Origin of the sequence: Aliiroseovarius salicola, assembly GCF_027891095.1 — a bacterium.
GTDB classification, from domain to species: domain Bacteria; phylum Pseudomonadota; class Alphaproteobacteria; order Rhodobacterales; family Rhodobacteraceae; genus Aliiroseovarius; species Aliiroseovarius salicola.
The window spans coordinates 222,148-247,571 of sequence record NZ_JAQIIO010000004.1 but is presented as its reverse complement, the minus strand read 5'-3'; the positions used below and the strand labels follow the sequence as shown (position 1 = coordinate 247,571).

General features: G+C 54.2%; 20 protein-coding genes, 4 tRNA genes and 1 pseudogene. 7 read left to right on the top strand and 18 right to left on the bottom strand.

The genetic code is table 11. The features are described from left to right. Positions 1 to 55: 55 nt before the first annotated feature. Genes O2N63_RS09670 through O2N63_RS09655 form a run of 4 tightly spaced genes read right to left on the bottom strand, consistent with a single transcriptional unit; the run spans position 56 to position 5,208 of the window. Positions 56 to 613 carry a sarcosine oxidase subunit gamma gene (locus O2N63_RS09670; protein WP_271054057.1) on the bottom strand — a complete coding sequence of 186 codons (558 nt, stop codon included), beginning with the start codon at positions 611 to 613 and terminating at the stop codon, positions 56 to 58. Beyond that, positions 606 to 3,629, bottom strand: a complete 3,024-nt coding sequence (locus tag O2N63_RS09665) for a sarcosine oxidase subunit alpha family protein (protein WP_271054056.1) — start codon at positions 3,627 to 3,629, stop codon at positions 606 to 608. The genes O2N63_RS09670 and O2N63_RS09665 overlap by 8 nt, the downstream gene beginning before the upstream one ends. Then, positions 3,626 to 3,949 carry a sarcosine oxidase subunit delta gene (locus tag O2N63_RS09660; protein WP_271054055.1) on the bottom strand — a complete coding sequence of 108 codons (324 nt, stop codon included), beginning with the start codon at positions 3,947 to 3,949 and terminating at the stop codon, positions 3,626 to 3,628. Before O2N63_RS09660 ends, O2N63_RS09665 begins: the two co-directional genes overlap by 4 nt. Before the next feature lie 11 nt (positions 3,950 to 3,960). Next, the gene (locus tag O2N63_RS09655; protein WP_271054054.1) at positions 3,961 to 5,208 is read right to left on the bottom strand and encodes a sarcosine oxidase subunit beta family protein; all 1,248 of its coding nucleotides are present in this window, start codon (positions 5,206 to 5,208) and stop codon (positions 3,961 to 3,963) included. A 285-nt stretch (positions 5,209 to 5,493) separates the two neighbouring features. Between O2N63_RS09655 and ccmI the strand changes: the two genes are divergently transcribed. The 4 genes from ccmI to O2N63_RS09635 all read left to right on the top strand — a co-directional run bounded on the left by ccmI (position 5,494) and on the right by O2N63_RS09635 (position 7,910). After that, on the top strand, positions 5,494 to 6,765 hold the full coding sequence (ccmI, locus tag O2N63_RS09650; protein WP_271054053.1) for a c-type cytochrome biogenesis protein CcmI: 1,272 nt from the start codon (positions 5,494 to 5,496) through the stop codon (positions 6,763 to 6,765). Between the two features lie 41 nt (positions 6,766 to 6,806). Continuing rightward, positions 6,807 to 7,226, top strand: coding sequence for a Holliday junction resolvase RuvX (gene ruvX, locus O2N63_RS09645; RefSeq protein WP_408629810.1), 420 nt, complete (start codon positions 6,807 to 6,809; stop codon positions 7,224 to 7,226). Further along, positions 7,226 to 7,480: a DUF1289 domain-containing protein gene (locus O2N63_RS09640; protein WP_271054051.1), complete on the top strand. Its 255-nt coding sequence runs from the start codon at positions 7,226 to 7,228 to the stop codon at positions 7,478 to 7,480. Before ruvX ends, O2N63_RS09640 begins: the two co-directional genes overlap by 1 nt. Positions 7,481 to 7,541: 61 nt before the next feature. Continuing rightward, complete coding sequence (locus O2N63_RS09635) at positions 7,542 to 7,910, top strand: hypothetical protein (protein ID WP_271054050.1); 369 nt, start codon at positions 7,542 to 7,544, stop codon at positions 7,908 to 7,910. A 78-nt stretch (positions 7,911 to 7,988) separates the two neighbouring features. Here the strand turns inward: O2N63_RS09635 and ispG are convergent, their stop codons facing one another. The 4 genes and pseudogenes from ispG to hemA form a co-directional block, all read right to left on the bottom strand. Then, positions 7,989 to 9,110: a flavodoxin-dependent (E)-4-hydroxy-3-methylbut-2-enyl-diphosphate synthase gene (gene ispG / locus O2N63_RS09630; RefSeq protein ID WP_271054049.1), complete on the bottom strand. Its 1,122-nt coding sequence runs from the start codon at positions 9,108 to 9,110 to the stop codon at positions 7,989 to 7,991. Positions 9,111 to 9,229: 119 nt separating this feature from the next. Beyond that, the gene (locus tag O2N63_RS09625) at positions 9,230 to 10,093 is read right to left on the bottom strand and encodes a DUF4115 domain-containing protein (RefSeq protein ID WP_408629809.1); all 864 of its coding nucleotides are present in this window, start codon (positions 10,091 to 10,093) and stop codon (positions 9,230 to 9,232) included. A gap of 114 nt (positions 10,094 to 10,207) precedes the next feature. After that, a pseudogene (locus O2N63_RS17570) lies at positions 10,208 to 10,372 on the bottom strand (helix-turn-helix domain-containing protein); the annotation flags it as partial. A gap of 202 nt (positions 10,373 to 10,574) precedes the next feature. Beyond that, entirely contained in the window at positions 10,575 to 11,798 is a 1,224-nt protein-coding gene (hemA, locus tag O2N63_RS09620) for a 5-aminolevulinate synthase (RefSeq protein ID WP_271054047.1), read from the bottom strand. A gap of 377 nt (positions 11,799 to 12,175) precedes the next feature. On the opposite strand from hemA, the gene O2N63_RS09615 reads away from it, so the two are divergent. Further along, positions 12,176 to 13,552, top strand: a complete 1,377-nt coding sequence (locus O2N63_RS09615; protein WP_271054046.1) for a M20/M25/M40 family metallo-hydrolase — start codon at positions 12,176 to 12,178, stop codon at positions 13,550 to 13,552. Positions 13,553 to 13,626: 74 nt separating this feature from the next. Here O2N63_RS09615 and O2N63_RS09610 read toward each other — a convergent pair whose 3' ends face one another. From O2N63_RS09610 to O2N63_RS09580, 8 genes are all read right to left on the bottom strand, one after another. After that, positions 13,627 to 14,502 carry a glycosyltransferase family 2 protein gene (locus O2N63_RS09610; protein ID WP_271054045.1) on the bottom strand — a complete coding sequence of 292 codons (876 nt, stop codon included), beginning with the start codon at positions 14,500 to 14,502 and terminating at the stop codon, positions 13,627 to 13,629. 214 nt (positions 14,503 to 14,716) lie between these two features. Then, positions 14,717 to 14,793, bottom strand: a tRNA-Asp gene (locus O2N63_RS09605). A 171-nt stretch (positions 14,794 to 14,964) separates the two neighbouring features. Further along, a tRNA-Asp gene (locus O2N63_RS09600) sits at positions 14,965 to 15,041 on the bottom strand. A 455-nt stretch (positions 15,042 to 15,496) separates the two neighbouring features. After that, positions 15,497 to 15,712, bottom strand: a complete 216-nt coding sequence (locus O2N63_RS17565) for a histidine phosphatase family protein (RefSeq protein ID WP_408629808.1) — start codon at positions 15,710 to 15,712, stop codon at positions 15,497 to 15,499. Between the two features lie 85 nt (positions 15,713 to 15,797). Then, positions 15,798 to 15,873, bottom strand: a tRNA-Val gene (locus O2N63_RS09595). Between the two features lie 419 nt (positions 15,874 to 16,292). Next, entirely contained in the window at positions 16,293 to 17,609 is a 1,317-nt protein-coding gene (locus O2N63_RS09590) for an HlyD family type I secretion periplasmic adaptor subunit (protein ID WP_271054044.1), read from the bottom strand. Continuing rightward, on the bottom strand, positions 17,606 to 19,372 hold the full coding sequence (locus O2N63_RS09585; RefSeq protein ID WP_271054043.1) for a type I secretion system permease/ATPase: 1,767 nt from the start codon (positions 19,370 to 19,372) through the stop codon (positions 17,606 to 17,608). Before O2N63_RS09585 ends, O2N63_RS09590 begins: the two co-directional genes overlap by 4 nt. A gap of 120 nt (positions 19,373 to 19,492) precedes the next feature. Next, entirely contained in the window at positions 19,493 to 20,137 is a 645-nt protein-coding gene (locus O2N63_RS09580) for a TIGR02466 family protein (protein WP_271054042.1), read from the bottom strand. Positions 20,138 to 20,721: 584 nt separating this feature from the next. Here O2N63_RS09580 and O2N63_RS09575 point away from each other — a divergent pair. Both O2N63_RS09575 and O2N63_RS09570 read left to right on the top strand, forming a co-directional pair. After that, positions 20,722 to 21,465: a hypothetical protein gene (locus O2N63_RS09575; RefSeq protein ID WP_271054041.1), complete on the top strand. Its 744-nt coding sequence runs from the start codon at positions 20,722 to 20,724 to the stop codon at positions 21,463 to 21,465. A gap of 363 nt (positions 21,466 to 21,828) precedes the next feature. After that, positions 21,829 to 24,042: a putative sodium/potassium/calcium exchanger gene (locus O2N63_RS09570; protein WP_271054040.1), complete on the top strand. Its 2,214-nt coding sequence runs from the start codon at positions 21,829 to 21,831 to the stop codon at positions 24,040 to 24,042. A gap of 637 nt (positions 24,043 to 24,679) precedes the next feature. Here the strand turns inward: O2N63_RS09570 and O2N63_RS09565 are convergent. Both O2N63_RS09565 and O2N63_RS09560 read right to left on the bottom strand, forming a co-directional pair. After that, positions 24,680 to 24,754: transfer RNA gene (locus O2N63_RS09565), tRNA-Val, on the bottom strand. Between the two features lie 19 nt (positions 24,755 to 24,773). Next, complete coding sequence (locus O2N63_RS09560; protein ID WP_271054039.1) at positions 24,774 to 25,277, bottom strand: HU family DNA-binding protein; 504 nt, start codon at positions 25,275 to 25,277, stop codon at positions 24,774 to 24,776. Positions 25,278 to 25,424 lie beyond the last annotated feature (147 nt).

The window sequence follows — 25,424 nt, the reverse complement described above, 5'->3', positions numbered from 1 at the left end:
TGGTTGAGCTATCCAGAAAAGGAAAGGGTTGCAAGAACTTATCCGAGACGTTTTATCAGACCCACACCTCACCACCCGGCAAAGCAGCGTCTTTCAGCAGGTCATACGCGTACTGACCCACCGAACGGAAGCAAACCAGCTCGGCGGTCTCTTCGTCTACCATGTGGAAGGCAGCAGGCACCTGCGCAATGCGGGTGCGGCGCAGCATGCCAGGGGCCATGACTGACACGTCCGCGGGGCTGAGCTTGGCTACAACTTCGCGGGCAGCTTTGCCTTTGACATGGAACACGGCACGGGCGTCAGACACGTTGACAACCAGCGCATGTTCATCAGCCAGCGCGGCAGCCATCGCGTCAATAATACCGGGCGCTTCTGCGTGATCCACGATCAACAACAGCTCATCTGGCGACATCCATGCGGCGCGACCTTTGTCGCTGGACAGGATCTCGCCCTGCCCCGGCATTTTTGCGCCTGTGGCATCCTTGACCGCTTTGGCCAGTTTCTTCGACGCCAGATCACCGCGTACGGTGATCATGCCCACGAGGCTCTGTTCTTCGACGCGGCAATAGCCGTCAAACGATACGCCATTCCATGCGGATTGAGCTTTAGACATTCTGCTTCTCCCCATCCTTGTCATAGAAGACCGGATCACAGATCCGCGCCTTGATCACGGTGTTGGTGCCATCCACGGTCGGGAAGGAAATCACCTCGCCCATCCGGTCGGGGCCGTGTTTGATCAGCCCCATGGCAATGCCTTTCTTCAGCGTCGGCGAATAATAGGTCGAGGTCACGCGCCCGATCACAACCTTCTGGCCGTTTTCGTTCACGCCTTCACCTTGCGCATAGGCACCATCCGGCAGAACGGACCCATCAAGGGTTTCAAGCCCAACCAATTTCCAACGCTCCGGATCGGTCATGTGGCTGCGCAGTTGGGCGCGTTTGCCAAGGAAGTCTTCCTTCTTCTTCGAAATCGCCCAATTCAGCCCCAGATCCTGCGGGATCACCGTACCGTCGGTTTCGTCGCCGATCATGATAAAGCCCTTTTCGGCCCGCATGATGTGCAGACATTCGGTGCCGTATGGCATCACGCCGAACTCTTCACCGGCCTCGATCAGCGCATCCCAGAACGCGCGACCTTGTGAAGCCGGAACCGCGATCTCGTAAGACAGCTCACCCGAGAACGAGATCCGATAGGCGCGCGCATCGAACTCACCGATCTTGCCATCACGCCACTGCATGAAGGGCAGTGCTTCGGCGGACAGATCCATGCCACCTTCGACACCGGCGTTCAGCTTCTCCAGCACCTTGCGGGCGTTCGGGCCAACAACGGCGACCTGAGCCAGCTGCTCAGTCACATTGGCGACATAGACTTTCCAGTCCCACCATTCGGTCTGCAGCCATTCTTCCATCCAGCCATGAATGCGATCAGCACCGCCCGAGGTGGTGTGACACAGCCATGTGTCTTCGTCGATCCGGGCAACCACACCGTCATCCGACAGGAAGCCGTTTTCCGAACACATCAGACCATAGCGACATTTCCCGACAGCCAGGTTCGACATCATGTTGGTGTACATCATGTCCATGAACTTGCCAGCATCCGGCCCTCTGACAATCAGCTTACCGAGGGTCGAAGCATCGAGTAGGCCGAGGTTTTCGCGGGTGTTCAGCACCTCGCGGTAAACTGCGTCCTCATGGCTTTCGCCCTGCTTCGGATAGCAATAGGGACGACGCCAGTGACCAACCGGTTCCATGTACGCACCGGCTTCTTCGTGCCATTCATGCATCGGAGTGCGGCGAATGGGCTGGAAGATCTCGGCGCGCGCTTCACCCGCAATCGACCCCATTGAAATGGGCGTATATGGCGGGCGGAACGTGGTGGTGCCGGTGGATGGGATCGGTTGACCCAATGCATCAGAAAGAACTGCCAAACCGTTGATGTTTGAGATCTTTCCCTGATCAGTTGCCATGCCAAGCGTGGTGTAACGCTTGGTGTGTTCGACGCTTTCATAGCCTTCACGGGCCGCAAGCTGCACGTCGGAAACCTTCACGTCGTTCTGATAGTCGAGCCACATTTTCATGCGCTTTTTCGGGCCAGCACCCTGCGGCATGATCCAGACCGGAGTCATGGGTGCTTCGGCTTCGGCCTCGCCTTTCGGTGCGGCCATTTTGCCTTCACCGGCTGCGGCCAAACCTGCCTTCACGGCGTTCTCCAGAACCGCACCCAGATCAAACTCGCCATCGGCCGAGCCTGCCGGGATCACGAAGCCTTCACCTTTTGCACCAAGCGGCGGGCGGGAGGCATCAGGGCGGAACATGGCGTTTGCTTCGTCCCAATTAAGCTTGCCACCGCAATGCGACCAGAGGTGCACAACCGGGGACCAGCCGCCGGACATCGCAACTGCGTCACATTTGATTTCTTCGAGAGTACCGCCTTCGCCCTGCTGGGCGCAGAGGGTCACGCCGGTGACGGACTTGCCGCCTTTGACCATGCCAATGGCTTTACCGTTTTCGACACGGATGCCTGCTTCACGGGCGGCGTCAGCCAGCGCTCCACCGCCGTTCGGACGGGCATCGATGATCGCAGGTACATCCAGACCCGCAGCTTTCACGGCGAGCGCGGTGCGATAAGCATCGTCGTTGTTGGTCACAACCACAACACGGTCACCAGCGCTGACGCCCCAGTTCACGATGTAGTCACGCACGGCACCGGCCAGCATCACGCCAGGGATGTCGTTGCCTGCGAAGGACAGAGGACGTTCGATGGCACCGGTTGCGGTGACAATCTTGCCAGCGCGGATCCGCCACAGGCGGTGACGCGGGCGTCCATCCCCCGGCGTATGGTCAGCCACACGCTCGTATCCGGTCACGTAACCGTGGTCATAGACCCCTGCCCCCATGGTGCGGGTGCGGAGCGTGACATTGTCCATGGCGTCAAGCTCGGCCACAGCGGCGTCGACCCACTCGGTGGGTGATTTGCCATCAATCGTGCCGCCATCCACAGGCGCGCGACCGCCCCAATGGTTGGTTTGCTCGATCAGCATGACCTTCTTGCCCGACTTGGCAGCAGCAAGGGCAGCCGCCAGACCAGCTACACCGCCGCCGATCACCAGAATATCGGTGTGGTGGTAGTAATGCTCGTAGCGGTCCGCGTCGAAAGTTTCCGCATCTGGAGCTTTGCCCAAACCCGCGGACTGACGCACGATCGGTTCAAAGACATGCTTCCAGCCAGCGCGTGGGAACATGAAGGTTTTGTAGTAGAACCCGGCGGGCAACCAGCGCGCGACATAGTTGTTCACCACACCCACGTCGAATTCGAGGCTCGGCCAGTGGTTTTGCGATCCGGCAGTCAGACCGTCGAAAAGCTCGGTTGTGGTGACACGTTGGTTGGGTTCAAAACGACCGCCCTCGCCCATGTTCACCAGCGCGTTCGGCTCTTCTGCGCCAGAGGCGATGATGCCGCGGGGACGGTGGTATTTGAAAGAACGGCCTACAAGGGTCTGCCCTTCGCCCAACAGAGCGGAGGCGAGGGTATCCCCTTCGAAACCCTTCATTTTCTTGCCGTTGAAGGTGAAGTTCTTCACCTTCGAGCGGTCGATCAGGCGACCGCCATTTGCGAGACGGGTGCTCATTTGTAACCCTCCCATTCAGGGTGTTTCGCCTTGACCGCATCAATAATGTCTTGCGGCGGCTCATAGGTTTGCGCGGAATAGGTGCCGTACACCTCAAGCGTCATCGTGTTACGGGCAGCGTGGAACCACTTGCCGCAACCCGACACATGGCGCCAGCGTTCAAAGTGAACCCCTTTCGGGTTCTTGCGCATAAAGAGATAGGTCTCGAAATCATCATCCGACGAACCGGGGCCAAAACGCTTCAGATGCGCTTCGCCGCCACCGTGCAAATCGGATTCATCGGCCATTACGCCGCAATAGGGGCATTCCAGAACAAGCATCTTCTATCCTCCTAGTGGGCCACGCCGGCCGCGACGCTTTCGTCGATGAAGCGGCCTTCGGTGAAGCGGTTCATGCCAAATTCGGCAGCGAGCGGTCCGGGTTCCCCCTTGGCAACCAGTTCTGCCATCGCCCAGCCCGAGCCGGGGATCGATTTGAACCCGCCGGTGCCCCAGCCTGCGTTGATGAAGGTGTTGCCCAGCGGCGTTTTCGAGATGATCGGCGAGCGGTCGCCAGTCACATCCACAATCCCGCCCCATTGGCGCAACATCTTGAGGCGTGACACCATCGGGAAAGTTTCAACCAGTGCACGCACGGTTTCCTCGATATGGTGGAACGACCCGCGCTGGGTGTAGTTATTGAAGGCATCCGTGCCGCCGCCAATAACCATCTCGCCCTTATCGGATTGCGACATGTATCCGTGTACGGTGTTGGCCATCACAACTACATCCATACAGGGTTTGATCGGCTCGGAGACGAGCGCCTGAAGCGCCACCGATTCCATCGGCAAGCGGAAACCCGACATCTCGGCCAGATGACCCGAGTTACCAGCAACAACGATCGCCATCTTGTCACACGCAATGTCACCGAGGGTGGTTTGCACGCCAGTCACTTTACCGTCGGCTTGATCCACACCCGTTACTTCGCATTTCTGGATGATGTCCATGCCCATGTCGGAACAGGCACGGGCATAGCCCCAAGCCACGGCATCGTGACGTGCGGTGCCCGCACGTTCTTGCCACAGCGCCCCCAGAACAGGATAACGGGGACCGTTGATGTTCATGATCGGCACCAGTTCTTTCACCTTCTGAGGTGAAATGAACTCAGTCTTCACACCCTGCAGGGCGTTGGCATGCGCCGTGCGCTGATAGCCGCGCACCTCGTGGTGGGTCTGGGCCAGCATCATCACGCCACGGGGGCTGAACATCACGTTATAGTTCAGGTCCTGCGACATGGTCTCGTAAAGGCTCCGCGCCTTTTCGTAGATCGCCGCTGACGGATCCTGAAGGTAGTTCGAGCGGATGATGGTGGTGTTGCGGCCCGTGTTGCCGCCGCCCAGCCAGCCCTTTTCGATGATCGCCACATTGGTGATCCCGAAGTTCTTGCCCAGATAAAAGGCAGTGGCGAGCCCGTGGCCGCCTGCGCCCACGATCACCACATCATATTTTTTTTTGGGAGTTGGCGATTTCCAGGCGCGTTCCCACCCCTGGTGATAGCGCACACCCTCCCGCGCGATGGCAAATGCTGAATAACGTCTCATGCGATTCCCCTGTCTGGGCTTTCGGTTTCCCCACGGTATTACGCCTTTGCGTGTCGCTTCCACGGCAATCCAGCGCCGTTTATGGGCAAAAAGCGACATCGACCAAAGAAGCCGGGTGCAGACATTTCGCCTGAAAGGCTCACAGCTTGGTGAACGGTTGAAAGAATGCCTATTTGCTTGACCCAAATCATGTCAGCATCACCCGAATTGTCACATCTACGCTTTGGGGGTTTTTTACCCGGCGATCCCCCATTACATGATACGGGACTTAAAAGCGGAGACATCATGGTTTTCTGGGCAATCACCGGTGCGGCCACCCTGGCTGTTGTTCTTATCCTGGCGCGACAAATGTTGCGTCGGATGCCTGATGCAGGCGGAGATGAGATCACGTCGGACATGCAGATCTATCGCGACCAGCTCAAAGAGCTGGATCGGGATGTCGAGCGAGGAACTGTTGGCAAAGACGAGGCTGAACGCACTCGGCTGGAAATCTCGCGCCGCTTGCTGGAAGCCGACCGCAAGGCACAGGCCCGTGTTCGGTCAACCAACGCTCCAGAAGGGGCAACCCGCATCGCTATGGGCATTGTTGCCATGGCATTGATTCTGGGAGCCTTTGGATTTTATTGGACATTGGGTGAACCGGGGGCAGAAGACCTGGGGCTGAAAAAACGTATCGCGCAAGCCGATGAACTGCGTGATGCACGCCCATCCCAAGCTGAGATCGAAGCGGAACGCCCGGAATGGACGGGGGCGCCCGAAGGCACCCCTGCCGACTACATCAAACTGGTAGACACACTTCGGGAAAAGATGAAAGAGACCCCGGATGATCCGCAGGGGCTTAATCTGCTGGTGCAGCATGAAACTGCCGTGGGTAATCATATTGCAGCACGTGAGGCGATGGATCGTCTTGTCGAGATTAAGGGTGACGAGGTCACTTCGGATGACTTGGCCCGTCAGGCTGACGTCATGATCATGACCGCAGGTGGCTTTGTCTCACCCGAGGCCGAAGAGGCGTTGCGCGTGTCGCTGATCAAGGATCCGCGCAACCCGGTGGCGCGTTATTATACTGGTCTGATGTTTGCACAGAACTCGCGCCCTGATCTTGCCTTCCGCCTGTGGCGCGCCCTTCTTGAAGAAGGCCCCGACGGCGCCCCGTGGATCACCCCCATTCGGTCGCAAATCGAAGGTCTGGCCCAGATGGCCGGGGAAAACTTCACCCTGCCGCCACGCGCCCCCAAAGCAACCGCCCCGCTGCCTTCAACCGAGCCTGATGGGCTTGCCGGCCCCACCGCCGAAGACATGGCCGCCGCCGAAGAAATGAGCGCCGAAGATCGGCAGGACATGATCAAGGGCATGGTCGAACAGCTCTCTGAGCGGCTCGCGACCGAAGGTGGTACCCCTGCTGAATGGGCGCGCCTGATCACAGTGTTGGGTGTTTTGGGCGACACAGAGCGTGCTGCTGCGATCTGGAAAGAGGCACAACAGACCTTTGCTGGCCTTGGCGAACCCTTCGAGATTGTTAAACAAGCCGCTATTCAGGCTGGGGTGGCAGAGTGATCCACGAAGAGATTTCCGACTTTGCAACGGCACTTTCGCCGATGACGGCTCTTGCCGGGCTGGACCTTGGCACCAAAACAATTGGTGTCGCCGTTTCCGACAGTTTTCGACAAGTTGCTACGCCGCTTGAGACGATTAAGCGTAAGAAATTCACGCTTGATGCAGGACGAATTCTCGAGATCACGAAAGAGCGTCAACTGGGCGGTATCGTGCTGGGCCTGCCCCGCAATATGGATGGAACCGAGGGCCCGCGCTGTCAGTCCACCCGCGCCTTTGCCCGCAATCTGGCCAAGCTCACCGAACTGCCCATCAGCTTTTGGGACGAGCGCCTGTCAACAGTGGCAGCCGAAAAGGCGCTTTTGGAGGCGGATACGTCGCGAAAGCGTCGTTCCGAGGTCATTGACCACGTCGCCGCCGGGTATATCCTGCAAGGGGTACTGGACCGAATGAGGCATCTTTAGTGGCAGAAGACGGGCAAATCTGGATACGCGACGAGGTCGACAGCCCTTGCGTTAAGATCTGTGTGGTCCACCGCGAAGCTGGGCTTTGTACGGGATGTTTGCGCACTCTGGACGAAATTGCCGCGTGGTCCACGCTTCCCGCCGAAACACGCCGCGAAATTATGGACCAACTGCCCGAACGCCGCTCGGAGCTGACCAAACGGCGTGGTGGACGCAAAGCACGGCAACGGCGTGCAGCCAACCAATCTGAATAATCCTGATCCACGTGACGCGAACGTGACTGGCCTTACCAGTAAGTCCCGCTAGCATGGTGGCATGAGATATCATGCTCTTCTCACTCTTCTGTTGATGCTGCCGGGTCTGGCACTGGCGCAAAATTGGACGACACGCCCAACAGATCAGCTCATCGAACAGGTTGCGCTGGACAACTGGGTGCGCGGCAAAGTTTTGAACTACTATGATGGCGGCACCTCGGATTTTCGCGAGAATGGCCAGTATTTTTATACATATGGCGGCGGTGGCACCTGGGAAGGTGAGTTTGAAGTCGGGACAGACAGCACAATTTGCGTGACCTATGTCACGGGTCAGACCAGATGTGACCTTTATGTGCAGAGCGGTGATCGCCTGACCGTAATCACAGAAGAGGGGTTACGGTTTCCGATCAAGGAAATCTCGCTTCGCTGAAAGATTTTCCCCGAAGCAGCTTTATTCGCTCCACCTTGCAAGATCCCATCGCAGAGGAATCCAAAGCGGCAATCTCACCTACTCTGCCGCTTCAGCTTCCGCATCGATTTCTGCGGCGCGTTTTTCAACTAGCTCAACGATGTGATCCACCATTTTCTCGTTATCGAGCTTGTGATCCTGCTTTCCGGCAACATAGACCATGCCAGACCCGGCCCCACCACCAGTGAACCCAACGTCCGTCATCAAAGCCTCACCCGGGCCATTTACAACACAGCCGATGATCGAAAGGCTCATTGGTGTATGAACATGGGCCAGTCTTTCTTCCAGCGCCGCCACAGTTTTAATCACGTCAAACCCCTGCCGCGCGCAGGACGGGCATGAGATGATGTTCACCCCACGGTGGCGCAAGCCAAGCGACTTGAGGATTTCATAGCCCACCTTGACCTCTTCCACCGGATCCGCTGAAAGGCTGACCCGGATCGTGTCACCAATCCCCGCCCAAAGCAGGTTGCCCAGGCCAACGGCTGACTTGATGGTCCCGGAGACAAAGCCCCCCGCCTCGGTGATGCCCAAATGGATCGGAGCATCAGTGGCGTCGGCAATTCCATGATAGGCGGCAGCCGATAGGAATACATCAGAGGCTTTGACCGAGATTTTGTATTCACGAAAGTCATTGTCTTCGAGAATGCGGATATGTTCGAGACCCGATTCCACCATCGCTTCGGGGCAAGGTTCGCCATATTTTTCAAGCAGATGCTTTTCAAGAGACCCCGCGTTGACCCCAATGCGGATCGAACAACCGTGGTCTTTGGCAGCCTTGATCACTTCGCGTACACGACCGGCATCCCCAATGTTCCCCGGATTGATCCGCAAGCAGGCCGCGCCCGCCTCAGCGGCCTCGATTGCGCGTTTGTAGTGAAAATGGATATCCGCCACGATCGGTACCGGGCTTTCCTTGGCGATCTCTTTCAAGGCCTGTGTAGATCCCACATCCGGACATGAAATGCGCACAATATCGGCACCGGCTTCGGCAGCTGCCAGCACCTGCCCCAAGGTTGCCTTTACATCCGAACTGTCCGTATTGGTCATGGTCTGCACGGCAATCGGAGCTCCGCCGCCAACAGGCACATTGCCCACCATGATCTGACGTGATGTGCGGCGCTCAATATCGCGCCAGGGGCGAATGGGATTATGGCTCATGACCGGACCTTTCAGGTTGGCTTTCTGAGCAAAGGGATACCCTGCCTAAATCTGATCGACAAGCATGTGAATGTAGGGGGCGCTCAGTACGGCAATGTTATTGAAGGTTCAAGACCCGCTTACTGAGCCGGGTTAAGTTCCGCGACATATGTTGCGAGCGCCTGATCCTTGGACAGATCAGCAACGGAATAGTTTTCGCTTAAGGTATCAGGTGACAGGGCGATATTCTTAACAACAGAACCACTCGCACCGGCGGGGCCAAAAGCAGACCCGTTCACTGCAAAATAAATCCCACCTGCATTCCCCGTGCGCAGCACCGGGGCTGTTTCCGTTTTGGGAAGGATATAATGTTCGCCCGCGTCCATGACCTTTTCGAAGATCACCGAGCCGCTGGCCGTTTGTACGCGAACCCAACTGGCGCGCACCGCAACAAGAGCAACTTCTGGTGCGTCAGCGCCAAACACTTTGACACCACCCGTTTCCACGTCATCATCAGCCACCGCCGCAAGTCCGGCAACCAAGCCAGCGTCGATTTCATGCGATGAAAATGCGGAAGATGGAAGCATGGGAGGTTCGCTCAGATCACGCTGCAATCCGGCCAACGCGCCCACATTTCGAGGGTCCAGGGTTGAAATCGGGGCGTCTCTCTGTGTCATCACCGGGACATCGAGCGCCTGAGGACGATAAAGTCTGTCCAGCGCTTCGGCAGAGGGGGCAGGCATGACCGTGCCCGCATCAGCCATTTCCGCTTCGGTTTCAAATACAGGAAGTTCAGCCAACACTCCGGGAGATTGCTCAACCGGCGCAAAATCGACGCGTTGAATTTCTTTCAGCACCGACCAGCCTGCGAACCCAAGCACACCCACCAGTGCCATGAGAACCGCCACGGATCCGACGGCTCCGGGTTCAATTCTGGCCAGAACACTTTCAGATTGTGGGATCCAGGTTGCATTGGGATTGGCCAACGGGTCATCCGTCTGCATCGGGGTCCGTGCCACCCGCGTATTCTGCTTGCTAGAGGCGGCTTCGGACAAGCCATGCGCGGTCTCAAATCCGGATTCTTCACAGAACTGATCAAACGCCCATTCCGGATCCAACCCAAGGTAGCGAGCATAAGAGCGCACATACCCCGCGACAAACCCCTGCGTATCAAATGCAGAAGCATCGGCGTTTTCAATGGCTGCGATATAGGTGGCTTTGATCTTCAGTTCGCGCTGCACATCCAAAAGCGATTTGCCCATGGTGGCACGCTCACCACGCATGACATCCCCCAGTCTGAGGTCAAAGGAGTCGAAACCCATCGGCTTCGCCTCTTCTTCAACGTGGGAAGATGCCCAACGCCCAATCATGCGGTCTGCTCCTGCTTGCCTCGCCTGTCCCTAGCAAGGGGGGGCGATTCGAAACATCGCCTCCTCTCACAAACAAGTTACCACATTTTCGAGTTTATTACAGCAGGATGCTGACCTACGCGGAAAGCTCGGCGCGATTCAGCTCACATTGGGACCACAGATCGTCCAGAGCTTTTACCAGCCCATCCATTTCTCCCGGACCATGCACTGGCGACGGTGTGAAACGCAGACGTTCAGTGCCACGCGGTACAGTCGGGAAGTTGATCGGCTGCACATAAATCCCGAATTGTTCGAGCAACATATCCGAGAGCTGTTTGGTGTGCACCGGGTTGCCCACAATCACCGGCACGATATGCGATCCGTGATCAATGATTGGCATTCCCAACCCTTTCAGGCGGGTTTTCAGGATCTTGGCCTGTGTCTGGTGCTGATCGCGCAGAGATTGATCTTCCTTGAGATGAGCAACCGACGCTGCCGCGGCAGCGGCAACCGCCGGCGGGATCGATGTGGTGAAGATGAAGCCCGGCGCGTAAGAGCGTATGGCGTCAACCATTTTGGCAGATGCAGCGATATAGCCGCCCATCACACCATAAGCTTTGGCCAGTGTGCCGTTGATGATATCAAGGCGCCCCATCAGGCCATCGCGTTCGGCAACCCCTGCCCCGCGTGGGCCATACATACCCACTGCGTGCACTTCGTCGATATAGGTCAGGGCACCAAACTCATCTGCCAGATCGCAGATCTCTTCGATGGGACCAAAATCGCCATCCATTGAATAGATCGATTCGAATGCAATCACCTTTGGAACATTGGGATCGTCCGCTTCCAGAAGTTCGCGCAGATGGGCCACGTCATTATGGCGGAAAATGCGTTTGGCACCCCCATTGCGGCGCACCCCTTCGATCATCGACGCGTGGTTCAGGGCGTCGGAGTAGATAATCAGACCGGGAAAGAGTTTCGGCAGGGTCGAGAGGGTCGCGTCATTCGCGATATAAGCCGACGTGAAAACCAGTGCGGCCTCTTTGCGGTGCAGATCCGCGATCTCGGCTTCTAGCCGTTTGTGATAGACGGTTGTGCCGGAAATATTGCGGGTTCCGCCCGAGCCAGAACCGGTTGCATCGATGGCTTCATGCATCGCTGCCAACACTTTAGGGTGCTGGCCCATGCCCAGATAGTCGTTGCCGCACCAAACAGTGACCGGTTGCTCACTACCATCCGGCTTTTTCCAAGTGGCGTGCGGGAAATGGCCCTTGTGACGCTCGATCTCGATAAAGGTACGATAGCGCCCTTCGTCATGCAGACGGCCGATGGCTTCGTCGAGCTTTGCATTATAGTCCATTTTCCCCTCCATCCCCCAAGTCTGGGGGCATCATCCGGTTACCTGTCGCGTTCATATCACCTGTTTTACCGGAATAACATATTCATCATCTTGATTTATGTTAGCCCTGAAAGGGGTCTTTTGCTCACGTTTCGGTGACAAGTACCCCAGCCATATGTTCGCGCTTTAGGTCTTTTAAAAACCTTCACATGCTATTTACATTGATCTGGCGCAAATAAAAGCAGCTGAAACGCCGCAGCGCGCGGCATTCGCGGCAAGGCCGTGTATCTTATCGGAAACTTTTCTCGGTTGGACTGCCGGAGCGTGGCTGCTAGGCTTTCATATAGAAACATATAAGGGCCACCTGCGCCCGACTTCCAGACATCAAGGAGCACATCATGACGCTTGACCGCGTTCTTGAGCGTATCGACCAGGATCTTCCAGCCTCTGTTGACCGGCTTATGGACCTTCTGCGCATTCAATCCATTTCCACCGACCCGGCCTTCAAGGAATATTGTGATTCTGCCGCTGATTGGCTGGTGAATGACCTGAAAACAATCGGGTTCGACGCCGAAAAGCGTGTCACACCAGGCCATCCTATGGTGGTGGGCCATGGGGGAGAGGGCGACCGCCACCTGCTCTTTTATGGTCATTACGATGTGCAACCCGTCGATCCGCTCGACAAATGGGACCATGACCCCTTTGCGCCATTTGTCGAAGACACACCAAACGGCAAGATCATTCGCGCCCGTGGCGCCTCTGATGACAAAGGCCAACTGATGACGTTTGTCGAAGCCTGCAGGGCATGGAAAGCCGTGCATGGCACCCTGCCAGCCAAACTGACCATTTTCTTTGAGGGCGAAGAGGAATCAGGCTCCCCGAGCCTTGTGCCCTTCATGGAAGAGAATCGCGATGAACTCACCGCTGACGTGGCGCTGATCTGTGACACATCAATGGTCAGCCCGGGCGTTCCATCGATTGCCAGCCAATTGCGCGGCATGTTGAAGGATGAGTTTACGCTGGTTGGTCCAAAGCTGGATCTGCATTCAGGGCACTACGGTGGCCCCGGCCTGAACCCGCTTCGCGAGATGTCTCGCATCATCGCGAGCTTCTACGACGAAGAGACCGGCGCCGTGGCTGTGGAAGGCTTTTATGAAGGGGTCAGCGACACCCCAACAGAACAGCTTAATGCTTGGGAAACATGTGGGTTTGGCGAGAAAGAATATCTCGACAATGCCGGCTATACGATGAGCCACGGCGAAAAAGACCGCTCTTGCCTTGAGCAGCAATGGGCGCGTCCGACGCTTGAGATCAATGGTCTGTGGGGAGGCTATAACGGAGCCGGGTCTAAAACCGTAATCCCGTCCGAGGCGCATTGCAAACTGACCTGCCGACTGGTGGGCGACATGGACCCGGACAAGCTACGCGACCGCGTCCGTGCCCATGTGCAAGCGCAACTGAAACCCGACATGAAAGTGATTTGGGACAATGATCTTGAAGGATCAGGCGCCCCCGTAATGGACATCACGCGCCCCGAGTTTTCTGCGGCCCAAAAAGCGCTGTCAGACGAATGGAATCGCGAGGCTGTGTTTACCGGCATGGGGGGGTCGATCCCGATCACTGGGTTCTTCAAGTCGATCCTCGGCATGGAATCGATGCTTGTGGGCTTTGCCAATGACGATGACAAGATCCACTCGCCCAACGAGAAATACGACATGAAGAGCTTTCACAAAGGCATTCGCTCTTGGGCGCGGATCCTGGCGGAACTGTCTTGATCCCGGCGCCTTTTCGGCGTGACAAAGGGGCATCCTTCGGTGCCCCTTTGTCTTTTTCAATCCCAACCTTCGGATCAACAGATCCCTGAAAACCGTTCGGGCAACTTAAATATGTTAGGTGAAGTTTCCCGAACACTTTCGTAAAATTTTGTATCTTTCCGCGGGCGGAAGCTCTTTTTTAAACGCCTGCGAACGCCCGAAAAATCCCAGCTTTCATCCACTTCACGCGCCTCATATCCCGCAAATTCAGCCTCGTCTTTTCTGTTTTCGACAAACCATTGTTTGTTTGTAGTGGTGTCAGACACATCCGATACGCCCATGCTTTCTACCATGTCGTTGCGCCTGTTCATCGTGTCACTGAACAGGCCAAAATCGCAACGCTTCATGTGAAAGAGATACAGAAACTTGGGGGCCCTGAACCCGTCAAATGTGGAATAATGCCCACCGCGCGACAGTTGCGCCGGCCGGCTGACAATACAAGGTTTGTTGTACCATGGGTTAATCACAGCGTGGCGTCGCGGCCCAAGAATCGAATTTTCTATACCCTCAGGTTCCCGATCTCGGACATGGGTAATATCGAGGCCCAAAGGTGTATACACGGCCCCGCTTTTTGCCACATCCAGCCAGGTTTTCAGATCTTTGCCGCTTTTTGGATCGACCACAATGAATTCGTCCACATCACACACAATCACATGGCGGTACCATTGCCGTAGTGCCGTAAGCAGAGCGTTTTGGGTCCGCCAGCGCAGCGGATTGAAACTGCGGCGCTGATTGTCGGGGATCGGAAAAAGGTTACATCCCTCCGCAACGCGCCGTACCAATTCTTGGTTGCCATGATTGATGACATAAAGCGCCTCTTTTCCGAACAGGTCGCCGTAATACTTCACCCAACGCTCTAAGAAAAACTCATCGTCCCGGCACGTGGTCACAACCGCTACATTGGATTGCATCTTACCCGATCCTCAATTCTACATTCATTACAAACCTTTGATCACGCTAGTCAAATCCGATGACAAACTCTACAGAAAATTCTCTTAAGTTCGAAAGTCACTGCTGCCTGCACCAACGGAATGGTTACAGGGTCGATCACTGGCAGCCCCTAAACAATAAACCGGTTAGAAAAGGCTCAAAGAGAGAGACGATCAGTACATATTTGGGAGAAAGTGGCGCGGTTGACGGGGCTCGAACCCGCGACCCCCGGCGTGACAGGCCGGTACTCTAACCAACTGAGCTACAACCGCGCGTGAGGGGGTATTTAGGCTTAGGCGGGTTGGGCGTCAATGAGAAAATGGACGTATTCAGAAAAGAATTATGATTGGGCAGTTTGCCGTTCATTCGAGTGAGCGGGTCCTTAAAATCGAAAAGCCCCACCTTTCGGCGGGGCTTTCATCGATCACAAATCTGGGCAGCAGTGGCGCGGTTGACGGGGCTCGAACCCGCGACCCCCGGCGTGACAGGCCGGTACTCTAACCATCTGAGCTACAACCGCTCGCTGCCAGTCTTGCGACTGTTTGGGCGTTCTAATTCGAGGGCGCGAAAGGGTCAAGCGGCAAAATGCCATTTTCGTCATTTTTCCAAAGTGATATGGCCAAACTATTGAGAAAGATAAAAAATTACTTCTTGCCCGCCGGGAAAGGCGTGCATTTCCTTTGTATCCCCCCACAACCAACGCCCACGCAAAACACGCGACAGCACACCATGTATTAAAAATAACCGTCGGGCTGGTCAGACCTTGAAGGAATGCGTCCACCCGCCGCTCATAATCCAACAAGGTATCACCACCGGAGGTCATGAAGTGCCAGGTGATCGGGTCCTCTTCTGCCAGCTGTGCGAGCGTTGGCCACGTCCTACGAATTTCGCCCAGCGTCCTGCCCTCCCACTCCCCAAAACCACTTCGCACAGGTGTTCATTTTGCAGATACTCCTACCGCAAATGGCCCCAGCGCTATTGAAGCGGTTTGGCGGAAGCGGCCCTGCGGGCTCGATACGAACTCATAGCGGCTGACATCCCCAATTCTCGCGCCAGGATGAGCCCTATTTGGGCTGCCTGCGCCCTGCCCTTTTCTGTCATTGGACTATTCAACCGCCCCTGATGTCGCCCTTGGCGATTCCAGACGGTTTCACCGTGGCGAACAACATAGATTTCCGTGTAATTATACATAATCCCACGTGATTTCTCCGACAGCATGCAACAGCACGCGCGGTGGGTGCTAGGACTAACAGCGTCATTTTCGGAGGGACGGGAATGGTGGGTCGTGAGAGGCTCGAACTCCCGACATCTTCGGTGTAAACGAAGCGCTCTACCAACTGAGCTAACGACCCGTTCCGTGGGACGTGATTTAACGCCCAGTTCATGTCAGCGCAAGGGCTTTTCACGTGTTGAACAAGAAAAAATTCAATCTGATACGAATTGCCAATTTCGCCGAATTTGCAGTGAAAGATTGGGGCACACGCGCGGGATTTGTACCTTCCAAAGCTATAAGCTCACTGGGTGCCGTGCTTTCAACCCATTAATTTTACTCGATATATTTATCAACAGCATTGTTATATACAGAAACTCGGCATCTTCAGCCTTCTGACTTACATTCATGTCAGAATCGATTTATCCCCGCCTCGTGCCAAGACCTATGTGGATTAAAGATCTATGCCACGCGCAATCGGGTGGATCAAAAGCCAATAATTTCTTTTCCTGATCATATTCGAGTCAAAGCACTCCAGACATTGCTGAATGCGCCAACTCTTCACGCGTCACGAAATGCCCGGTCCAAGTAGGTCATCAGTGGTTTTAGGACATATTCCAGCGGTGTGCGGCTATCTGTGGACAGGAATGCCTCAACCGGCATCCCTTGCAGCAACTCACGACCACCAAGCTTTTTGACCTCAGCTTTCAGCAGGGCCACAGATACGTTGTAGTAACTTTTTCGAGTTCTCGGGTCGGTAAATACATCCGCCGATATTGCTGAAACATGGCCCAACACAATTGGGACATGTCGCAGGTTGAACGCCTTGAACTTTAGCGAGGCCTCCTGCCCCACATAAACCTGATCAATATCCGTTGCGCTTATCTTTACCAACACCAATGCGGGCTCGGAATCCGGAACGATCATCATCAGGGGCTTTGCGGCGACAACCACAGAACGCAAACCCAAGACTTTGATATCATGAATATTGCCGGATATCGGGGCGCGAATGTCCAGTCGCGTCAGCCCGTCCAGTATGGTTGCACGGCGTTCAATGTATTTTGTGCGTTCCGGGCGCAGCTTGCTTAATTCAGTGACGGCCAGTTTGCGTGCTTTAGGAGCGACAGTGTGCCTCTTCAGTTCAATCTCTGAGATTTTACCACGGAGCTCTGCGATGCGAGCGATCAATCGCCCGATCTCACCACTGACCGTTGCAAGGGATTTCTCGACACGGAACATGTCGGACATCTTAAGCAACCCTTTCTGGGCCAATACCTGCAACTGAGCTATCTCATTGTCGATATAGGATTTTTCAGTTTCTTTTGCTTCAATCTGAGAATCCAGACCGACAATCTGAGCTTTCACCTGGACCACCTGCTCATCCAATAATTGCACCTCGGTGGTCAGTGCCTCAAAATGGGCGGCCAATCGCCGTTCCTGCCGTTGAACCAGCGCCTGAATTTCCGGCCTCTGAGCGGCTGCCTGAACCAGAACCGGATGCAGTTCCATCTCTTCGCGATCATCGATCTCGGCTTCCAAACGAGCAATATTTGCAAGTATTTCGAAAAGGTTATCCTCGACCACATTGAGATCTGAACGCAGTTTTACATCTTCCAGCCGCACCACCACATCTCCGGCGCTGACCTGATCTCCATTGGTTACCAAGAGCTCTTCGACCACCCCACCCACAGGATGCTGAAGCGCCGTCATCGTCTGCGAGACCTCAACGGTCCCTGCACCGATGACCGCACCACCGATATTTGCCCTTGCCGCCCAAACTCCAAGCAATCCGACCAACAGGGCAATGGACATCACACTGAGCACCATCGGTGCGCGCGAATTCCATGTTCGTCTTTTCTTTTCAGCTGGGTTCTTCATCCCTTCGAACCTGTTGCCTTTTTCGTCTCTTTCAAGACAGTAACTTTGCTGCTGCCGCTCGCAACGCGTTGGGTTTTTCCGGTATCTTCATCGCTTGTGGCGGAAATGGATTTGACCTCTTTCAAAGCGCCATTCTCAAGAACCAACCGCTCTCGGGCCTGTTGAATCTTGTGTGGTTTTCGGGACAGCACAATGACCACTCCACCGCGCTTGAGGAAGGCATCAAGTGTCTTCTTCATTGTGTCGGGCAAACGTTCGAACAGCACGGCGTCGGGTTCATCCATGATCAGGATCTTGGGCTCGTGATAGAGTGCCCGCGCAAGCGAAAGTTGTTGCCGTTGACCTTTGGAAAACTCACTGCCTGTGGGATCAATCTGGGTTTGATAGCCTTTAGGCAAAGCACTAATCCATGCATGTAAACACGCCTGTCGGGCAGCGGCAGAAATTTTTTCAGGCGTGGCTTCGGGATCCAAGTGCGAAATATTGTCTGCAAGCGTGCCAGCAATAAATTCTGTAGTTTCCGGCATATATCCAACCGTCTGCGCCAATTCTCGGTCATTCAAGCTGGCAACATTCTTGCCATCACTCAGAATAGATCCGGCGCTGCGTTTTCGGGCTCCCGCAATAATATCGGCCAGCACGGTCTTGCCGCTTCCTGATCCGCCCAAAATTTCAATCATTTTCCCTGGCGCCACCTGCAATGACACCGAACGCAAGATCAAATTCCCTGTCGTGGCTGCACGGAAAGAAATATTTGCGAGTGACACACGAACTCGATTGCTGCCGGCATCCGCAGTATAAGGTTCCTCTTCAACCTCCCAGCTTGCAAGAATACTCTTCAGCCGCTTCCAGGTCGTCATTGCTTTTGCAATTGATGGAATAACGCCGACGAATCTGTTGACGGGGATCAATGCCCGCGTGACCAGAAACATGCTGGCCACCATTGCACCAACGGTCAGTTGGCTTTGCAATGCAAAATACGCTCCGGTTGCCAAAACGCCGTAACGCACCAACAAAAGTGTCGTCTGTGAAAGATGGTCAAACCACGCTGTCCAATCCCGCAGAGAGATTGCGTTGTCTCGACCACTTTCCCGGGCAGCCATCCAGCGTGACTTAAATCCCTCACTCATGTCTTGCGAGCGAACCACACTGCGTGACGCCACAACCATGTTTTTGAGGTCAGAAATCTGCTTGGTGGACTCGTTGGCACGTTCCTCACGTCCGCCCAAAAAAGTGATGCGGATAAGGATCAGCAATAGCATAACCCCCATCCCAGCAAGGCAGACATACCCCAACACAGGATGCAGGAAAAACACCACAACAACAAACATTGGTGCCCAGATGAAGTCCATAATGGCAAGCAGTCCACCGGAATGGAAAAACCCACGTAAGCTGTCTGCTTCATCAATACCGATCGCTGGTTTGGACTTTCCAACCGGAAACATCGCACTCAGTGAAGCCGCGCTTAGGATGGTTTGCTCCAATCGTTCCTGAAACTGGGCAGCAAACCGGGCAATGATGCGTTTGCGGGAATAGTCCAGCAGCCCCAGCACAATCATCAGCACTGCCACCATAAAGAGCAAAGCGAACAGTGTTTCTTCAGACCGCGAGGATAGAACGCGGTCATAAATCAGGATCATGAAAAGTGGTCCCGAAAGTCGCAGAACATTTACAAGGAAACTCAAAACAAAAGCGATGGACAGCAGCATTCCGCCTTGGCGGACAGCCAATCGAGCAGAGTTCTCCAATGCCCTATTCGTCATCTCTCGCTCCTCCAAAATGGCGGAAATCAAATGCTAAAAAAAGTGGTGCAGAAACAAATGCGAACTCAAAATGGTAGCGAGATGAAACCATCTCGCTACTGTAGTTACCGTATCATCCAGCTATACTTTCACCTGATTAAGGTTGAAGCTGATGATCACCCGATTGCCATCGTCTCCTTTGGCTTCGGTCATGTTTGGATCAACCCCATGATAAAGCCAGGCTGGAAAAATTATCATGCGCCCGGGCTCTGGCATGAACCGTACCTTGGTCCAATACTCTCGCTTGCGTTTGGCATTTGGCTTGTATCTCGGCTGGTTCATCAAATGGGCCGTACGTGGTTCGGTGAACTCAATCCGGCCACAATTTTCCGGAGCTTGAACATAATAGACGCCACTCCATAGACATCCGGGATGCACATGGGCCCGGTTCGATGCGCCCGGCGGGTTGATGATCGACCACATTGTTCCCACTCGCAATTTGCGCGTGGAATCATATCCCATCTCTTCACCCATTTGATCTGTGGCACTGTTAAGCAATCCTACAAGCTCTTCATATTCCGGTTCGCGGTGCAGAAAATTTTTGCTGTGCCAACCGCCCAATTCAGTGAAATTGGAGCGTGCAATCCCCTTTTTATCCTGGTCTCGCTGGTCGTAGATTGCTGTTAGCAATCGCTTGTTAATCTCTTCATGATCAGGCAGATCAACTTGGAAAATCGTGGTTGGAAAGTATGTGCGCTTGATTAATTTAATATTTTCAGAATTCATGGCGACTCCTTAGGACACGGTCTGAAAAACAAGTCAGACGAGTAAAAAAGCTCAATTTTTTCTTAATGCTTGGTGGGACTATTCTTCCCCTAGCGTCAGAAATTGTCAAATTCATTTAAAACTGAAAGGTTAAGGATGGGGTGAGACACCTAATCCATTCTGTTGAGCCACAATCGGGTCAATCGACATAACTCCTTGGCAACTTGCAGCAAAAGTTACATCTTGGGATCATTCTCGAACGATTAAGATGCGCCAAAACCTTTGTAATTAGGAACTCAGATTGTGCCGACTCTGCAATTCATAGGGATAAGAATCACCTGTGCTTTTCAAGGCATTGGGTGCAAATCTCAGAATGTCCCAGGGGGCATGGTCAATGCATCAGCTGCGCGCGCGAACACTTTACCACCCTTCCACGCCGCGGCTGGAATGATGCGCCATATCTTACACCCACAAGAGACGTGGAATGCAGCTCCCCATCGCATTGCTGATAAGCGTGAACGGACCCGGTCCCGAGACACCATTGGTTTATCTTGTTACGGAGCCCGTAAATTGTCGAGGGTAACATCAAGCTGGCCAGATTCCACATGACCTCGGATATGGAACACTGCGCACCGGCAATACTGTCTGATTGGTTGAAATATCACGACCTTACCCCCGACCTTTGCACACAGATATTGGAGAATGCCCCGGCACCGGGAAATCCGACGCTCCCCCGGCCGCATAACAAGCCGGTCAACTTAAATCCTGTCGACGTCTGGAACACTTGTGGCGAAGCCGTTATCGCTTCTATGCCTGAATCCGCGGCAAAAGTTCATCATGTTCTGGAAAATGCAACGGTCGAGTTTTCACCCGACACTGCGCGTTATCCACGTGCCTTTACTCTGCACGACAATGGCCGCGGATTGCCTTATGCTTCGTGCCCCTGGACGGGCCGCGGTTCAGACATACTGATGTTGGCTCATGAATTTGGTCACGCGCTTCAGATCGTGGCATGCGAAGGGCGTGACATGCCTCCTGTTACACGCGAAATTTGTGCGCATCTGTCGGAGGACTGGATGCTCCAACATATGCAAAAACAGAATCGCGCACTTATAGAGAACCTAGAAAAATGGGCTGTGTACTCCGCAGCGAAGACACTGGCCCGTGATCGAAAAACACTCTTAGCGGCATTAGATCATCCCCAGGCTACATATAACTATCAATGGAATTATCCACTCGCCCGCTGCCTCGCGTGGTCGTTGATCAAACACCAAGATCCACTGGATTTTTGGAAGCTTTTCAGGGGCAAAACAAATTTGTCATCTCTCACTTCTGCGCTCTATTCCTAATTAGATCAGCTTTTCGGCCAGTCTAAACGAGCTAGTGCAATCTGCCACTTTAGATTGATACACATTAATCTGATCAACTGATGAGATGCCAAAAGTTGACAGGGCAGGAATTGAGGATCATCATGATAATTAAGAATTTATCTATGAAGACCGCAAAACTTTGGGTCGCACGGCGTAATTAGCGCCCAGTTATTCGACCCAATGAGCTGCCAAGTTTCTCAATCTCGGGCTCGGCCTGACGATCTGTTTTTTTTAAAATTGTTCTGTTTTTCGTGACGACAGCATGATCGCTCCGATGATCCCACCCCCCTGACAACTGGTCCGTGCGCCTGTGCGCCCAATCATATTTATGGAGCTATTCTCATGACCCGCATCATCACCGCAGACTTCACCAACGAAACCATCGATTTTGCTGAAGAAACCACTCTGGACATCCTGATCGCAGAAGCCATGGAAAACGAGGGTCTTTTTGCGCCTATCAGCTTCAACAATGAAGGTGATGAAGGCGACGAAGGTGATGAAGGCGACGAAGGCGACGAAAAAGACGAAGGCGACGAGGGCAACGAAGGCAACGAACACAACGAAGATAACGAAGGCAACGAAGGCGACGAATTCAACGAAGGCTTTGAAGGCAACGAAGGTAACGAAGGCGACGAATTCAACGAAGGCGACGAAGGCAACGAAGGCGACGAAGGCGACGAAGGCGACGAAGGCGACGAGGACAACGAGGGCAACGAAGGGAACGAAGGCAACGAAGGCGACGAAGACGACGAAGGTAACGAAAACAACGAGGGCGACGAAGGCGACGAAGGGAACGAGAACAACGAAGGCAATGAGACCGACATCCTCTTCCAGGAAGGTAACGAAGGCGACGAGGGCGACGAAGACAACGAGGGCAACGAGGGCAACGAGGGCGACGAGGGCAACGAAAACAACGAAGGTTTAGAAGGCGACGAACACAACGAAGGAGACGAAGGGAACGAAAACAACGAAGGCGACGAAACCGACATCTTCTACCAGGAAGGTAACGAAGGTGACGAGGGCAACGAAGACAACGAGGGCAACGAAGGAAACGAAGGTAACGAGAACAACGAAGGCAACGAAGGAAACGAAGACAACGAAGGAAACGAAGAAAATATCTTCGACCCGAACCAGTTCACCGATGAAGGAAACGAGGGCAACGAAGACGACGAAGGCAACGAAGGCGACGAAGGCAACGAGTCCATCGGCGACGAAGGCGACGAAGACAACGAGTTCAACGAAGGCGACGAAGGCAACGAAGGCGAAGAAGGCAACGAAGGAAACGAAGGAGACGAAGGCGACGAGAACAACGAAGGCAACGAAGGAGACGAAGGCGAAGAAGGTGACGAGTCTATAGGTGACGAAGGCGACGAGGATAACGAAGGCAACGAAGGCGACGAATTCAACGAAGGGTTCGAAGGCAACGAAGGCAACGAAAACAACGAAGGCGACGAAGGCGACGAAGGTAACGAAAACAACGAAGGCGACGAGGGCAACGAAGGTACCGAGGGCGACGAAGGAGACGAAGGAGACGAAGGAGACGAGGGAGACGAAGACAACGAAGGTGATGAGGGCAACGAGGGCAACGAAGGAGACGAAGGAGACGAAAACAACGAAGGGAACGAAACCGACGCTCTGAACCAAGAAGGCAACGAGGGCGACGAAGGTAACGAGGATAACGAAGGCAACGAAGCCGACGAACACAACGAAGGCGACGAAGGCAACGAAGGCAACGAAGACGACGAAGGTAATGAAGGCGACGAAGACGACGAAGCGAATGAAGGGAATGAAGGGAACGAGGACAACGAAGGGAACGAAGGCGACGAACACAACGAAGGCGACGAAGGTAACGAAAACAACGAAGGCGATGAAACTGACCTAACCTTCCAGGAAGGTAATGAAGGTGACGAAGGTAACGAGGACAACGAAGGTAACGAGGGTAACGAAGGCAACGAAGGCAACGAATTTAACGAAGGGAACGAAGACAACGAGGGCAACGAAGGCAACGAAGGCGATGAGTCCGACGGTAACGAAGGGAACGAAAACAACGAGGACAACGAAGGAAACGAAGGCGACGAACACAACGAAGGTAATGAAGGGAACGAAGGCAACGAGGACAACGAAGGCAATGAGAGCGCATTGATCTTCGGAGATGAGTTCAACGAGGGTAACGAGGACAACGAAGGGAACGAGGGCAACGAAGGCGATGAGTCCGACGGCAACGAAGGAAACGAAAACAACGAGGACAACGAAGGGAACGAAAACGACGAGGGTAACGAAGGTGATGAGTTCAACGAAGGCAACGAGGACAACGAAGGAAACGAAGGAGACGAAGGAGACGAGTCCATAGGCGACGAGGGCGACGAAGATAACGAAAACAACGAAGGCGACGAAGGAAACGAAGGCGACGAAGGAAACGAGGGTGACGAGAATGACGAAGGGAACGAAAACAACGAAGGTGACGAAGGCGACGAAGACAACGAAAACAACGAAGGCGATGAAGACAATGAAGGCAATGAAGGCGACGAAGGAAACGAAGCTGACGTTGTAACCTGATCCCTACACCACCATTCTCAAAAGACCTGGCCGCGCCCCTTGGGGGCGCGGCTTTCCTATATCCGACAGCTAGACAAACGCACCGACAGGCCAGAATTCACATACAGTCCTGAATTGAGGATTTGGCGGAGATGTCGTTTTCCATAAAATCGATCCTCGCATTTCGCAGCTGAAAATCTCTAAAGAACCATATGGCAGTCAAAGTGAAGAGCTTTTGAATGAGGATCTGCGCATCAACCTTGAAGTCGCACGAGACGAAGGCTCTACCCCCCAGCAAAGCCACGGATCCGCCTATGGGAGAATTCTTCTAAATTTGGATGGGGTTCAATCTATTTCCATTACGAGCGCACAACACGCATTAGGAAACAGAGGTTTGCAATACATTGGTTGGAGGTCCGAGAGGATATTTGCCCGGCAAGCTGGCTGCCCTATCGCTTATTTTTCCCATTCTCCAGGAATGCATGCGCCCTTCGATGCACTTCATTGCGATTTTCTTAAGGTCGGCATTCAGAGATAATGGCAGCGACTGCTCCTAGTCTAATTTGAGATTGAAAATGTAGCGATCCGCATGCTGCGCCCAAAACTGAGGAAGCATAACCTTTTCAGGTTAATTACTTAGCAAAATCAAAAGGAAGAATGGTGGGTGATAAGAGATTTGAACTCCTGACATCTTCGATGTGAACGAAGCGCTCTACCACTGAGCTAATCACCCAACGACGGCGTATCTAGCGTCACTCGGCAGCGGGTGCAAGAGGAGTATTGTCGACATTCCCCGCCTTTTTACGACGGACCTTGCAGATCATGACCTCAGCCGCGCCTTGATCATTTTTACGTTTGACCTGCACTTTCCCCAAGCCAGGCAGCTTCAACTCTTCACCATTCGCCAGTGCCAATCCCAACTCTTCCAGAACGGCCAGCGTCACCGCACGCACCTGATTTGGGCGAAGGGATTCGCGTTTGGCCACACGCCCAACAAATTCCTTTTTGTTCACGGGAACAGATTCATCTTTATTGGGATCGAGAAGCTTATCCGATGAGTTATCCGATTTGAGGCCAGTCGAGACGGCCGCTTTCTTTACGGCTGCATCAACCGCAGCAGAAACCGCTACCTTGGCAGGTGCCTTTGCGACTGTTTTGCTCTTGCTAGAGGTGGTCGATTGGGGTTTGGCCGACGAGGTCTTCACCCGGCCCCGCGTGCTTGTTCCGGCGGTTCTTTTTTTCGTCTTCGTGGCCATTGTGCTGCTCGGCTCATGATTGTTTCTGATTGAGAACAGATTAGCGTAGAAAGGTTAATTAATCCAGTGCGCTGCCTTGCGGCGCAGAATTACTACTCAAAATGCAAACGGCGCGCCTGATTGGGACGCGCCGTTTTTAACTCTAAA